The organism is Kiloniella antarctica, from assembly GCF_042682825.1.
Classification (GTDB): domain Bacteria; phylum Pseudomonadota; class Alphaproteobacteria; order Kiloniellales; family Kiloniellaceae; genus Kiloniella; species Kiloniella antarctica.
On the sequence record NZ_JBHUII010000011.1, the window covers coordinates 418,452 to 432,740 of the forward strand.

Here is a 14,289-nt window from a genome sequence, read left to right on the forward strand (position 1 = left end):
TTGGGTTCTATTCAACTTCAGGCGTATCAGGCGTATCCAAAGATACCTTTCCAAGTGTTTTTGCCATTTCCAGTAGGCGTCTCCGAACTGTTCCGTCGTCGATTTTATAGTAAGCTCGTACGAGTTCGAGAGTTTCTCTGCGGGCCATGGGATCTTTCTGAAAGGGAAGTTCTTCACCTTCTTCGACCATGCCTCTAATTTGCCCAGGAGATCGGTGCGATACCTCTTCAGTCATTTCATTAAAGAAATATCCCACATCGATGTCTAAAACTTTTGCAAGGTCGTAGAGGCGACTGGCACCAATACGATTGGTGCCGCGTTCATATTTTTGAACTTGTTGAAAAGTCAGGCCCAAAGCCTCTCCAAGTTTCTCTTGACTTAAACCCAATAGAGTTCTTCGTAACCTTAACCGTTGTCCGACATGGACGTCGACTGCATTTGGTACACCAGTGATCCGCTTAGGAAGTGTTTTTTTATTTCTCATGCTAAACCTTAATGGTTGCGATGGTTATACGACCATTCCGCGCACATTAGCTCAAGTATCCTTATGGAATTCTTAAGCCTAGAAACGCTATTTGATACAAGTTGCCAGCCTTTAGTAGTAAAGGTTGGTCAATTTTTAGAACTCGCTGTGCGAGCAAATTCAAAAGCGTGCCCTTAAATAATACTTATGCTCCAACTGCCTTAATAAATCACTAAATGATAACAGATATATATTTGAATAAATTCCTAATATTATGAAAAAGTACTTCTATTCAGTGAAAATCTTATAGTTATTCTCACTTTAAGTTTAATAAATCAAATAATCTGATGAGAAATAAGAAAATATTCATATTCGCCTTGCAAGTTTTTTTGTGTAAAAGTCATCACAGCTCGATTCTCATTTTTCTCCAGACCATTTAGGAAACAAGGAGCTGTTTTCAATGATTTTTATGAGTGGCCGCTGATAAGAAGGAAAAGGATTACTATTTGCTCTAGGGCTAATTATCAGGACTAATGTCGTTTATGGACATAAAGAAACTGAAAAGAGCTTAACGGGTATTCCTGTGAAAATTTAATTTTATCGAACCTTATTTTTGAAGATCCATTTATGACTTGTTAAAAATACTTAGCTTTGAAGTGTTTCGTTATTGGTATGGATATGTTCAGCGGCTTCACCGAGTAATCGGCCCTCGAGAGAAAGCTCTAAAAATCGGGTATAATCTTTTGTTTCAGTAATTTTTTTTCGTGCGACGGGAATTACATCCAGTGGATTTTCCGCATCAAGTTCGTATTTTTGAATAAGAGTCATCAACTCCTGACTAATAATCTCCAATTGCTTTTGAATATCAGGGATTGTTGCAGGCTTATTCATTCCTCAGGCTTTCAAAAAATACATGAGATTATCGATCGTTTTGTCGATTTCCTCATTTGCATTAAAACAGTGAACTTGATGTTCTTACTAGCTGGCTTATACCCTGCGGGTCAAATAAAACAGGGACATCAGTTAATTCTAAAATCTTAATATTGGTTGACTTTCGTTTATGGCGTTAAAAAACGTCAATATAGTTATATAAATTCTTTTCAAGCAATGTGTTAGTAAAAAATTTTAAATATATAATTAATTATTATTATTGAAGAAAATCTTGGTAGTTATATGTATTGTAGATAGTAAATAATATAATCTCTTAAATGTTTATGTGTGTTTGACGGCGCTAAATTTATTTTTATTGTAAGTAAGTCATTTATTTTTAAAGTGAATACTAATTACAACAAAGAATCATACATAAATATGGTGTTTTTTGAATATAAATTATATCTAAAATTTTAATTACTGCTATTATTGGTCGATAATTTTTCCTTAACTATGGCCTGACTGTAATTGCCTGAGGGGGCAGAGCCAGTATTAGGAGCCGAGGAGGCTAAAATGTCAGATTCCAACACCCCACGTAATCCTGGTGATGAGACTCTTGAGACCTCAACACCCCCAGAAATTTCGACAACACTGACTGTAGAAGGCGTTGAAGTAATTGGTCAGGAAGCAACTGATATTTCTGTTAGTTTGCCAGCTCAAGGAACGTCCCAATCGATCTCTACGCAAGCGGGACAACGATTACAGTTAAATTTTGATGCTACACAAGCTGTTGCGGCAGTCGATGGACAAAATTTAATTCTTAATTTTGATATAGACCAAGATGGAACACCCGAAAGTAGTATTGTTTTTGAAAACCTTGCAGGTGATTTTGCTGAGGGTGAAGCACCTGTTCTTGTTATTGATGGTACAGAAGTTGCCGCAGGCCAGCTTATAAACCTGGTACTCGCGCAAGCTGGTGAGCTTCCCCTAGAAACTGCGGCTGGTGCTGGAGCAGGCCCAACCGGAGGAGGAGGAAGTACCTATGATGATAATTTAGGTAATAGTATTGATCTGTTAAATGCTCAAGGTGTAATTGACCCAACCGAATTAGAGTTTGGTTTGCTTGAAGGTATTGACGATGTAACTGATCCCGCTAACGGAATTTTTAACGTTAGTTTTATTACGACGACAACAGATATTTCAGGTAATGAACTAGGTGGTATTTCAGGTACCTTTGCAGGCGGTTTTGAAGACTGGCTTCCTAATCAAAATCTCCCATGGGGGGATCAATATAAAGATGACGATCCTTTCGTTGGTGGCGAAGGAGGGGAAGGAGGCGAAGAACCTGTTCTAGAGTTTGCCGCAGCCCCTATGCAAGTGATTTTCACCTTTGTTCCAGAAGACAATGAAACTCTTGATTCCGTGACAATGGATGCATTGCCCGATGGTGCCCGTCTCTTTATCGGAGGGTCAGATCTTGCTGATGAATACACAGGAACTTTCCCTGTCATTTTATCTCCAGAAGACTTTGGGGATGTGTATATTTTACCGCCTCCAGACTCTGATGAAGATATTATTGTTTCAGGATCGGCGTCAATTTCTGACCCGGATTCCGGCCTTGCTTCCGTTCTTCCATTTACTGCTGAAGCCATTATTGACGCGGTCGCTGATATGCCTTTGCTTACCCTTGGGCAGCATGAAGGCGGCGAAGGTGGAGAAAATGATTACCCAGATATTCGTTTACAAGATCAAATTACGGATCAACCTGATAATAATGACAATGAAGTATTTCTCAATGACGGTAAAAATGGCCTGATTAGCGAAGAGAGCGTAATCAAGCTCCCTATTAACGCTGAACTCTGTGACAAAGACGGATCAGAAACCCTGACACTCGTACTTTCTGGTGTGCCAGCTGGATTTACCATTAACGAAGAGTGTACCAAGCTACCGGAAGGTTGGGAAATTTTTGGCCCTATAGTGCCAGATGATAGTCCTGGTGGCGAAGGCGGTGAAGAGACCCTTCTTGAAGAGGGGTCTGGACAGTTTGTTCAGTACATTCTCCGCTATACCGGAGACCTTCCCGATGCAGATGATCCTGATCTTGATCCTTCAGAAACTACTGATTTTACTGAGTTTGGCGGCATTGTTGCTTTTAATACCAATGATTATACGACAACCGGTGTTGAGGGAGGTGAAGGCGGTGAGGGTAATGAAATCCCAGTCTTGGCAGCACTAACAGATGGTCCTTCTATATATCAACCTAATGATGATGAAGATGTTGGACGGTATAAAGAAGGCCCGACCCATACGAATGGTCCTGTTGTTATTACGGTTAAGGCGATCGCTGAAGAACAAGAAACAGATATTGGTACGGATGAGCTAACCACAGAAAACAACACGGCTTTTGCTGAGGGTAGTTTTGTCTTTGATATTGAAGAAGATATCCCAGATATTGTTCGTTATGCAAAACTATATCTTGATGAAACCGAAGGTGTTCAGACATCAGATGAATGGCGTGCTGCCAATGATGTTCCCGGAGTTTCAGATGCACAAGCTGTCCTGGCAACGGCGATGGCTGCGGACACTGTACTCGGTGGTGAAATCGTCAGCCGAGGCTTCACATCGATTGCAGATGGATTAAACCTCTATACCGACGGATCTAATGACGAAGCAGATGGTTCTGATGGGCCTTTGGATACTGATGCCCCTTCAAGTCCCAGCTTCTCACCACCTGATGATCTAGAAGATATTCGCTTTATTGACTATGACGGCGCATACAGTGGTGTAAAAACAACTGATGGCTCACATATCAATCTCTATTCCTCGGACTCTGATCCTTCCGTTATCTACGGACGTGTCGGCGGCGAAGATGGCGAGTTGGCCTTTGTGGTAACAATTGGTGCTGACCTTACAAATGGCGAAAATGACGTCGATATCTATGTCGAACAGTATCTGTCGCTCAAGCATCCTAAAACCTATAGCCACGACGAAGACATCAATACAATGAAGCTGAGGTTCTTCGCTGTTGATGATGAAGGTGACCAGAGCAATATCGGGAAACTGAGAATCAACTTTGATGATGATGGTCCTAAAATCGGCGGGCATGAGTTTCTCTGTGTCGATGAAACCGATTTTGATAATAGCGCGGTTATTTCTGATTCAGGTGTATTCGATACCTTTGACTTTGGCGCTGATGGCCCAGCCATTGACGACATTCGTATCAGCATGTTTTCTCTTGGTACCATCAGAACATCCGATGGAAACCACGCTGTCAGTACGAGCCAATCCGGTGATACCTTAATAGGTACAGCTGATGGTGAGGAAGTGTTCAGGTTCACAGTTAATCCGGATGGATCCTACAGCTATGAACAATACGCGGCCTTAGAACACTGGAACCCTTATGACCATAACGAACCCATTGGAATGAAATTTTCGGTTCGAATTAAAGATGGTGACGGCGACAAGGCTTATGGTAGCGTCCTCCTTAAAGTTCTTGATGACGGTCCTGATATAGGTGGTCAGGAAATGGTGATGGTTGATGAGACTGACCTGAACACCAATGTATCGATAAAGGATGGTGGCACGTTTGATATCTTTGATTTCGGGGCCGATGGACCACAAACTGACTACGGCTGGTCCCCTCATAACGACGCTATCAAAATTTCTGTAGACACCAGTGGCATCACAACCGCTGAAACAGATACGTCAATTACAACTTCACAAGTTGGCAATGTACTCACCGGGTGGGCTGGTGGTGACGTCGCCTTCACCTTTACGGTAAATCCTGACGGGACCTACGAGTACGAGCAATTTATCGCACTGGAACACCCGAATACGAATGATCACAATGATCCGCTTCCAATGAAGTTCTACGTCAAACTTGTTGACGGAGACTGGGATTATGATTGGGGATCTGTCGATGTCATCGTAAAAGATGATGGCCTGCTTGCCCATAATGACGAAGAATGTGTAACTGAGGTTGAAACTGAGACCCAACCGCAAAATATCGGCATCGTGATGGATTTCAGTGGGTCAGTCAGCAATAGCGACCTCGCCACAGAAATTGCCAGCGTAAAAACCTTTATCCAGACGCTATTTGCATCTGGGGCAAGTGTTTCAGTATCACTTGTGGCCTTTGGTGCTGACGCTGCGAACCTTGGAACCTTCACTGACTTGGCTTCTGCTGAAGCCGCACTTGATGGCACCAGCCGTGGTATCATTAATTCCGGTGCGACGGACTATGAAGCAGCTATGGAGATGTTATTCTCTGACAGCGGCGGTAACTTTGAATATGTTCCAGGTGCCAATAACCAAGTCTTCTTCCTCAGTGACGGTGAACAGAATGACGGCGCTTCACCGCTAAGCAATGGATCTATTGTACTTGATAGTGGCGGTAAGGCTGATCTATTAGATGGTGATATCGAGTTTACAGCTGTTGGTATCGGTGGTGGCGTTCAACCCAGCGATTTTGTCGACTTCTTTGATGGCGGCGTTGTTGCCAATGATGGCGAAGTTTTAAACGCGGCGACTTTCGAAGATCTTGCTGATGTGCTGGTTGGAACAATCGGATTGAGTAACACCGTTAGTGGTAACGTTGTCACCAACGACGAGTTAGGTGCCGATGGACTGGATCGCATTAGCGATATTGAGGTCGATGGTACGACTTTTAGCGTTGATGATACGGGTAACCTGTCTGGCCCAACAACGGGTACACCATCTGCAACCTATGACGATGGATCCAAACTCTTAACCGTTACGTCAACCAAAGGAACGCTAGAGATTTACCTTGAAGACAGTGGTGGTAATGCTGTTGGTGATTATACTTACACCAGCTTGCCAGCAGTTCAACATGGCGCACCGGGAACACCAACTGATGATTCCATCGATGATGTGTTTACATACTCTATTCTTGATAACGACGGTGACAAATCTTCTGCAGATTTAACAATCTGTATCAAAGACGATGAACCGACGGCGAATAATGACGAGCTATGTCTGGTTGCTCTACCGGGTGAAACCCCGCCCCTGAATATCGCCTTTGTGATTGATGAAAGCGGATCTATTGGTCAATCAGACTACCAGACTCAAATTGATGGTGTTCGTAGCTTTATTGACAACCTGGTGGCTGATAGTACTGCATTGGAAACACTGGCCTTCTCCTTGGTAACTTTCGGAACGAACGCAGAAGATTATGGTACCTTTGTCTTTGATGGTTTTGCAGGTGGAACACTTAACCTAGATGATTTCAAACGCCTCAATAATGATGGTACTTTGTCATCAACAACTCTGGACGATCAACTCTCGATAATCTACGGGGCATATGATGGTTCAGGCTCAACCAACTATGATGCTGGTATGGCATCTATGTTCAGCGGAAGTTCCGAATATCTGGATAATCCTGTAATGAGCATGCCGTCTGCTGAAAACCATCTCTACTTCATCAGTGATGGTGGACCTAATGACACCAGCACAAGCAATGACGATGAAATTGATAGTGACGTTGCAACTGCGATTGTCGATAATAATATTCAGGTCACTGGTGTTGGTATTGGTACGAGTACTTCCGTTGAAGACGGACTAGAGGATTATTTCCTCAACACCGGTGGTGGTGATGGAAGTAACCCTTCTATCCCGGCCAGCCTCTATAGCTTTGTCAGTGTTCCAGATTTTAACGATCTGGCAGATGCTCTGGATGGGACAATCGGTGGTACCGAAGCAAGTGGTAACCTCCTGACCAATGACCAACCCGGCGCGGATGGATTTGGAGCAGTTGCAATTACCGAAGTTCTCCACGACGGTGTTGTTTACACCGATGCAGGTGACGGCAGCGGTGATGGCGTCATAACCATCGCCACAACTGCTGAAGGTGGTAAGCTGGTGGTTGATACCGCGACAGGTGATTACACCTATACAGCACCCGGTTCAGTTAATGGCGATTATGAAGAAATCTTTGTCTATACCATGGTCGATGGCGATGGCGATCCTTCTTCCGCAGATCTGAAAGTCTGTGTAACATTGCCAGAGCCAGTTGATGCGGTAAATGATATCATTCTAACAAACATTACCTCTGGTGATATCGATATTCCGGACTCAGCATTGCTATTTAATGATGACATCAATGGTGGTACATCACTCACCGATGTTGATAATCCTGTAAACGGGGCCGTCAGCGAAAGTGGCGGTGTCGTGACCTTCGTTCCAGATAGCATGGATGTTTCAAGCTTGGGATTTGGATCCGGTAGTACGGTCCAGACAATTTCGGAAAGAAATTATGGGTCTGATGGCTATGAATATCATAACCCTTATTACGGATCAGATCATCTTCACTATAACGAATCTAATAGTGATCGGGATACTTCCGGTTCTAACCGATCTACTCAACTTGGTCGTTCGAATTGGGTGAGAGATGGCAGCACCCCAGCTAATGAAGTTGTTCATCTGGTTGATATCCGAGGACGGATAAGAGATGCTCGGGATAATCCGAACACACGTTATGACCGGGATAGTTATCAAGTTGCTTTACTGAGTGGTGAGACATTCTCTCTAGAAAGTTTCACAGGACATTCTAATTTAAAGGTTGTTCTTTATAGTCCTGGAGGATCTGTTCTGGATTCCGATTTTAATCCCGGAGAGACCTATACAGCACCAAGTTCTGGAAATTACTATATTAGAGTTGAATCTACGGATGGGATTTCTAACAACTCTGATCGTAGCCGGCCCTATGAAGCAGAGCTCTCTATTGAAAGCACAGATCTTGTGTCTCCAGATGATGGTGCATTTGATTACAGTATTTCAGACACGTTAACGACTGATGTTGCTGATGTAGTTGTCAAATACCAAGATGGAAGCACGATTACAGGTACGGATGATGTTGAAATTTTAGTTGGTGGTGATGGGGATGATACACTTGTCGGCAACGATGGAAATGACACGCTCATCGGTGGCGCTGGCTCAGATACCCTTACAGGTGGAGATGGTGCAGATCTTTTCCTCTTCTATGGTCAGAACGTCGGCGTAGATGTTGATACTGTCACGGACTATAACCAATCCGAAGGTGATATCCTAGATGTGAGTGATCTCATCACCTTTACGGATGGAACGGGTGACGTGGTTGCAGACTTTGTACGGGCAACCGATACTGGGGCTGGTACATCGCTTGAAGTGTCCAACGATGGTGTTACCTACACAGAAGTTGCGGTTCTCGAAGGAGTTGTTGCAACTGACATCCTTACGGTCATCCTTGATGATGATGAGGTGATGGTCACCGTCGCCTTATAATCATTTAAAATCTAAGATGAGAACTGAAACCCTACTCGTGAGAGTGGGGTTTCTTTTTTACTTTAACAATGGAAATTACCGTGATTTTAATGATGCGAATTATCACAGTTCAAATGATAATGTTGTTTCTTTTGCTCCCCATGTCTGTAGGTGCGCAATCATTCCAATCTTTTTTTGATACTCAGAACGAAAAGATCAATGATCCAACACCACATGCGCCAATTATCACGAAAATTGGGCACGAAGTTCTAAGGTTGTGTGGAGATTGGGAAAGCGCAGTATCTCAAGTTGAGTTTTTAAAAATGTTAAGTGGTAAACATGGGGATGAACTGCTTAACTTATTGCAGATCAGAATGAATAATGATGGTTTATCACTCAATGTGATGCGGGGTATTTTATACAAGGATAATGGAGAGAGGCTTAAGATTGATTTCACAAAAATATGGTTTGATGCCAATGGTTTTCGCCATATTTTCTGTGGAGAGCCCAAAGCCAACAAGGTTGCTGGCCTACATTATCGCGGGCGTTATTTACAAATGCAGGAAGAGGGCTGGGGCGGTATCGATTTAAGTTGTCACAGGATGCAGATATCTCAACCTGTTTATACCATAGGTATTTTTTATCAACGACCCAATAAATCCAAAAGGCGCTCTTGTGTGAAAGGGTATAGTCACAGTCTGGATGCCGAAGAGCTTTTTTTGTTGAGGTTACAATTACCTATATACTGGCGTCTCAAACCCTAGGAAACTCTAGGAATAACAAAGTTGTTTGCCGTTACATGATCGAAGAAGACTGTTTTAAGTATTCAGCAGTCTTTGTGGCAAGTCCACGTGGGATTATTACTTTTTATCCAATTGTACAGGGCGCGCGGGATAATCTGGTTACCTGTTAGGGAAGATTTTTTTAGAATGACAACTTCTAAAAGTCAAAAATATCGTGGCCCAACTATGACATAATTTCGACCCATAGAAGATACACTATTAGCATCATTAAGTATCTATATTGGTTAAGTCTTTATAATTTTGATGCTTACAGGTTGGATATGAAATTTAAATACCTTTTAGTTCCTACTATCACTATATCGATTTTGGCGATTAGTGGGTGTAGCGGAATGTCTGACACGCAACAGCGCGTTCTAAGCGGTGGTGCGATTGGCACGGGTGTTGGCGTTGTCGGCACAGCTTTAACAGGGGGGTGCATAACCTGTGGAGCCGTCATCGGTGGTGCCGTCGGGGCAGGGGCTGGTTATGTTGTCGATTTACACGAAAAAGGTAAAATACCTTAGGTATTATTTATATATTGTAGTTGTTTGGGGATGGTAAGTTGATAAAAAGGTTTACCATGCTTTACTGGGTAGCTGTCGAAAAATACATTTTTTAAATAGATGTCGCGAGATGATCTTGAAGGTGATGACGGCTAGGAATTAAACCTGTGTTGCTCTTTATCCAGAAGCTCGACCAGCCAATCCCATACTGCCCTTATTCTTGGCTGATTAAGGGCTTCGCTATGGGCGACGAGCCAGTAATCTCTGTTCTGTGAGGGGATAGCGGGAGAGACCTTTTTAAGGCCCGGAACATCTTTGGCATAACCCGTTGTCCATAAGATCAAGCCTGCGCCACTTAAGGCGAGATCCATCATGACATGCAAGGAACCGCAGCGGTAACGGATATTTTTTTCCCTGATATGTTGGGCGTACCAGCTTGAGGCTTGCTTGGAAGTGACCTCTTTGAGCGGGAGTATCCAGTCACAGTCGTTGTATCGCGCGTCGCTCAAGGCTTGGGGATTGTCGGCTAAATACTGATGGCTGGCATAAACGGCTGCTTGTGTGCTCATGACCCGTTTGGTCCGGAGGTCGCCCTGGCTTGGCAATTCGGTACGCAGGGCGATATCTGCTTCGCGTCGGGACAGATTGACAAATTGATTGGACGTGGCAATTTCGATTGTCAGTCCGGGATAGAGTTTTTGTAAGGGCAGCAGTCTTTTACCCAAAAATCGGCTGGTAATTTCGGGGATGGCAAGTTTGATCACCCCGGATAAATCCGATTGCGAGCTTTCTTCTATGGCGAAAGCTGCGCGTTCCATGGCTTCGACTTTGGGCAGTAATTCCAGACCTTGATCACTCAGGACATAACCCCGCGATTGTCGATCGAACAGCCTTTTGTTTAAAGTGGCTTCAAGGCTGTCGATATGGCGTCCAACCGTTGGTTGGCTGATGCCCAACTCCCGTGCTGCTGCGGACAGGGAGCCTGCACTGGCGACAACTGAAAAAACTCTTAAATCATTCCATTTCATATTATTCATTTTTGAATAGATGGTTACAAAATTAGATAATTTATTGTTTATCACATTTGACGTCAAATAAGGAGAAATAAATAATATAGGCGAAGTTGAATGTTAATATACTTATTTAGATTGTTGAAAATAAACCATAATAAGGTTCCGTGCACTCTAAGTTTTCACATGCGGCGTGATATGGGACTAAGTGAAGAGCAATTTTCTTTTGATAAAGAGGAGGCAAATTACAAGGCCCCTTATCCACCTTTCTAGGGGATCTTTTATTGACCCTATCTTCTGGTTATGCGACAGCCTTTACCTTAGGTTTTTATATCAGATTTATTACACAGTTTTTTGAACCACGTTAATTCGGATGTCGTCATGGCTTTAAGTGCGCAAAATTTCCCCACAGACAACCACGGGTGGGCTGAGCTTTTACCAGTTAGGGTGCCAACGAAACCCTTAAACGGGAGCCATCGTGCGCCCTGGGTCGTGGTTGGCGCTGGTGTGACAGGTCTTTCTTGCGCGCGCAGACTGGCTGAACGGCACCCCGGTGATGAGATCATTCTTCTCGACGCGCGCGTGGTCGGGCAGGGCGCTTCTGGACGCAATTCCGGCTATGCCGTCTCTACAAGTCAGTTTTCAGGCCCCTACGATGATAAGCAGACGGATAATTACAAACGGGTTAACCGGATAAATCAAAGTGGCCTCGATCTCCTCAAGCCCCAGGTACAGGACAACTCTATTGCGTGCCAATGGCAAGAGGATGGATTTTTCCACACGGCGGCAGATACAAAGTCCTTACGAGAGTATAACCACTTCCTCAATTATCTTGATCACCTCGACATAGAACACAAAGCGCATGATCGGGATGAGTTAACAGATCTTTTGGGGACAGGACTTTATAAATCCGGCGTTCATGTACCAAACGGGGTGCTGTTACAACCCGCAGCTTTGGTTCACGGACTGGCAGATAGCCTGCCTTCAAACGTTAAGCTTTATGAGCAAAGCCCTGTTCTTAAAATTATCGAGGGTGCGCAGGTAAAGCTTCAACTGGAAAAGGGGGATATCACGGCTGATAAGGTTTTTATCGCCACTAACTACGAAGCGCCCAAGCTTGGATTTATCAAGCGTCATGTTATCGGCAGCACGTTATCCGGCAGTTTCACACGAAAACTGACTGAGGAAGAACTAAACAGCTTGGGGCGTCTCAAAAAATGGGGTGTTCTTTCTCTGCACAGTGGTGGAGCTACCGTTCGTTTGACGCTGGATGGGCGAATATCTTTGCGTAATACTGCTGAATATCACGGTGCGGCTTTGATGTCAGATACGCTGCTGGCCCGGCGGCAGGCGATCCACCGTGCAGCCTTTGATAAACGCTTTCCACAACTGGCGCATGTCCCTTTTGAATTTTCCTGGTCCGGGGTTGAAGGTATCAGTCAGAACTTTACAAACTTCTTTGGCAAGCAAAGCGATAATGTTTTTCTGGCCGGGGGATATAATGGCTCAGGTGTGAGCCGAGGCACAGCCTTTGGTGCTGCGTTGGCTGACTATGCAAATGGCGGACAGTCTGCGTTAATCAATGACTGTCTGGCCTCTGCGCCAGCGTCTTGGATCCCGCCACGGCCAATTCTGGATATCGGAGCCTTCTTTAAAGTTAAGACCCGCTTTATCGGTGTTGGTCTGGATCGATAGCTTTAGGGGGCCTTTAAATCGTGAGGCAACGGCCTCAGCTTGTGACTACCTTTATTTCATCAGAATTGATCCAAGTCATGTGATCTGACGTGGATATCGAGTAGTTGTATCTAAAATGCCCATTTTATGACCTATTATGGAGGCCTATAGGTATGCCGAGCTACAGGACAGATGATGACCAGGCCTCTAATCATGGGCTTTCAAAGCATTTAAAGGGCTATCAAGAGCGTGTCTCAAAGGAGCAAAGCCTTCAGTCTCCTTTTCTCGAGTTGGCCGCTGAGAAAAAAGAGCAGCTTCTGCCGCTTAGTCGGATAGAGCACTTTCCAGCTGGTGAAACGATCGTTGAATTTGGTACCAGAGCGGATAATTTTTACGTTATCGAAGATGGGTTCATCCGGTTAATGTTGCCGTCTTCCTATGGCGGGAAGGAATCAACCATTGATGTTCTTGGACCCGGTGGTGCCTTTGGTGAGGCTTCTGCGACAAACTCGGGGCTTTACGAATTTACCTGTGTGGCTTTAGATGATGTCGAATTACGGGTTATTCCCGGTGATGTCCTGCGCAGGATCTTGTTGGACGATCCCGAACTTGTTTTTAAAATGATGGGGCGGCTATCTTTAAACATGCACTCTTTGATGAGCCAAATTGCTGATTTGAAGATGCGTACCACGGCTGAACGCCTCAGTATGTTTTTGATAGAGCTATCGGGCAAGGTTGAGGGACAAAGCCAGTTAACACTGCCGTATGATAAACGTGTTGTCGCCGATAAGCTGGGAATGTCTCCGGAAACCCTGTCGCGGACTTTTGCAAAATTACGTAAAGTTGGCGTGCACACCACATCAGGAAACAAGGTTGATATAGATGATGTTGAAAAGCTCGTTGATTATTGTGGGTACTCACAAATTTAGACAGAGATAAGGGGCGTAATAATGAGACGCTTTACCATTGGGGATGATGAATTTCAGGCTCTGTCACGGGTGGTTATCTTTTCACAATTACCTAAAACACTCCTGAAAGACCTTTTTGAGAATGCCTCAGCAACGTTTTATGGAGGTCAAACCAATCTCTTCATGACGGGGGACACGGCGGATGGTTTCTATGTTTTACTACAAGGCGAAGTTCATCTCACTGTTTTGAACACGGACGGGGCGCAAAGTCTGGTGCGGATTGTCGAGCCCGAAGAAAGTTTTGCCGAGGCTGCCATGCTCGGGCTGGGTGTCTTTCCTATCAATGCGACAGCCATGCCTGGTTCGGTGGTTATCAAAATTTCAAAACCTATCTTTGAAAAGAAAATATCCAGTGATCCCGAGGCTTCGTTACATCTCTTAAGTGCGCTTATCCAAAGACAACAATTTCTCGTCAGCGAAATCAAAATTCTGAAAAGTCTTTCTCCTTGTCAAAGGGTGGCCTCAAAGCTTCTTGCTCTTTATGAGAGCCAAGAGTGGAAAGGTCGTGGCAATCTACCGCGATGCAAGCAGACTATTGCCAGTAATATTGGTATCGATCCGGCAAGCTTTTCCCGTGTTCTACGCCGGCTTGAGGAGGCCGGGATTGTTTGTGAGGGACAGGAAGTGATCATCGAAAACCCTGACAAGCTGCGGAATTATTGTGCTGATTTCGGGTACGTCTTTGATCAGGACAAGTTATTGATGTCCGCTTAAGGGCTTTGCCAAAATGGCGTGTTCCTTAAACAGCAAGCTTTTAAAGGT

At 44.3% G+C, this 14,289-nt stretch carries 9 protein-coding genes; 6 read left to right on the forward strand and 3 right to left on the reverse strand.

All coding sequences use genetic code 11. The features are described 5' to 3' along the window. Positions 1-7: 7 nt before the first annotated feature. Entirely contained in the window at positions 8-484 is a 477-nt protein-coding gene (locus ACFSKO_RS18000) for a helix-turn-helix domain-containing protein (RefSeq protein ID WP_380254209.1), read from the reverse strand. A 624-nt stretch (positions 485-1,108) separates the two neighbouring features. Beyond that, positions 1,109-1,354: a hypothetical protein gene (locus ACFSKO_RS18005; protein ID WP_380254211.1), complete on the reverse strand. Its 246-nt coding sequence runs from the start codon at positions 1,352-1,354 to the stop codon at positions 1,109-1,111. Between the two features lie 552 nt (positions 1,355-1,906). Here ACFSKO_RS18005 and ACFSKO_RS18010 point away from each other — a divergent pair. The 3 genes from ACFSKO_RS18010 to ACFSKO_RS18020 all read left to right on the forward strand — a co-directional run bounded on the left by ACFSKO_RS18010 (position 1,907) and on the right by ACFSKO_RS18020 (position 9,896). Beyond that, positions 1,907-8,611 (forward strand): VWA domain-containing protein, encoded by a 6,705-nt coding sequence (locus tag ACFSKO_RS18010; protein WP_380254213.1) that lies wholly within the window; start codon positions 1,907-1,909, stop codon positions 8,609-8,611. An 89-nt stretch (positions 8,612-8,700) separates the two neighbouring features. Then, entirely contained in the window at positions 8,701-9,354 is a 654-nt protein-coding gene (locus ACFSKO_RS18015) for an EndoU domain-containing protein (protein WP_380254460.1), read from the forward strand. 368 nt (positions 9,355-9,722) lie between these two features. Continuing rightward, positions 9,723-9,896, forward strand: coding sequence for a hypothetical protein (locus ACFSKO_RS18020; protein WP_380254215.1), 174 nt, complete (start codon positions 9,723-9,725; stop codon positions 9,894-9,896). Between the two features lie 131 nt (positions 9,897-10,027). On the opposite strand, the gene ACFSKO_RS18025 is transcribed toward ACFSKO_RS18020, so the two are convergent. Further along, positions 10,028-10,903, reverse strand: a complete 876-nt coding sequence (locus ACFSKO_RS18025) for a LysR family transcriptional regulator (protein WP_380254217.1) — start codon at positions 10,901-10,903, stop codon at positions 10,028-10,030. A gap of 363 nt (positions 10,904-11,266) precedes the next feature. Between ACFSKO_RS18025 and ACFSKO_RS18030 the strand changes: the two genes are divergently transcribed. The 3 genes from ACFSKO_RS18030 to ACFSKO_RS18040 all read left to right on the forward strand — a co-directional run bounded on the left by ACFSKO_RS18030 (position 11,267) and on the right by ACFSKO_RS18040 (position 14,241). After that, positions 11,267-12,580: an NAD(P)/FAD-dependent oxidoreductase gene (locus ACFSKO_RS18030; RefSeq protein WP_380254219.1), complete on the forward strand. Its 1,314-nt coding sequence runs from the start codon at positions 11,267-11,269 to the stop codon at positions 12,578-12,580. A gap of 152 nt (positions 12,581-12,732) precedes the next feature. Continuing rightward, complete coding sequence (locus tag ACFSKO_RS18035) at positions 12,733-13,488, forward strand: Crp/Fnr family transcriptional regulator (RefSeq protein ID WP_380254221.1); 756 nt, start codon at positions 12,733-12,735, stop codon at positions 13,486-13,488. A 21-nt stretch (positions 13,489-13,509) separates the two neighbouring features. Further along, positions 13,510-14,241 (forward strand): Crp/Fnr family transcriptional regulator, encoded by a 732-nt coding sequence (locus ACFSKO_RS18040; RefSeq protein WP_380254223.1) that lies wholly within the window; start codon positions 13,510-13,512, stop codon positions 14,239-14,241. Positions 14,242-14,289 lie beyond the last annotated feature (48 nt).

Excerpts from the sequence above, each read along its gene's own strand:
- ACFSKO_RS18000 (WP_380254209.1), bottom strand. The coding sequence starts at position 484 with ATGAGAAATAAAAAAACACTTCCTAAGCGGATCACTGGTGTACCAAAT.
- ACFSKO_RS18005 (WP_380254211.1), bottom strand. The coding sequence starts at position 1,354 with ATGAATAAGCCTGCAACAATCCCTGATATTCAAAAGCAATTGGAGATT.
- ACFSKO_RS18010 (WP_380254213.1), top strand. The coding sequence starts at position 1,907 with ATGTCAGATTCCAACACCCCACGTAATCCTGGTGATGAGACTCTTGAG.
- ACFSKO_RS18015 (WP_380254460.1), top strand. The coding sequence starts at position 8,701 with ATGATGCGAATTATCACAGTTCAAATGATAATGTTGTTTCTTTTGCTC.
- ACFSKO_RS18020 (WP_380254215.1), top strand. The coding sequence starts at position 9,723 with ATGTCTGACACGCAACAGCGCGTTCTAAGCGGTGGTGCGATTGGCACG.
- ACFSKO_RS18025 (WP_380254217.1), bottom strand. The coding sequence starts at position 10,903 with ATGAAATGGAATGATTTAAGAGTTTTTTCAGTTGTCGCCAGTGCAGGC.
- ACFSKO_RS18030 (WP_380254219.1), top strand. The coding sequence starts at position 11,267 with ATGGCTTTAAGTGCGCAAAATTTCCCCACAGACAACCACGGGTGGGCT.
- ACFSKO_RS18035 (WP_380254221.1), top strand. The coding sequence starts at position 12,733 with ATGCCGAGCTACAGGACAGATGATGACCAGGCCTCTAATCATGGGCTT.
- ACFSKO_RS18040 (WP_380254223.1), top strand. The coding sequence starts at position 13,510 with ATGAGACGCTTTACCATTGGGGATGATGAATTTCAGGCTCTGTCACGG.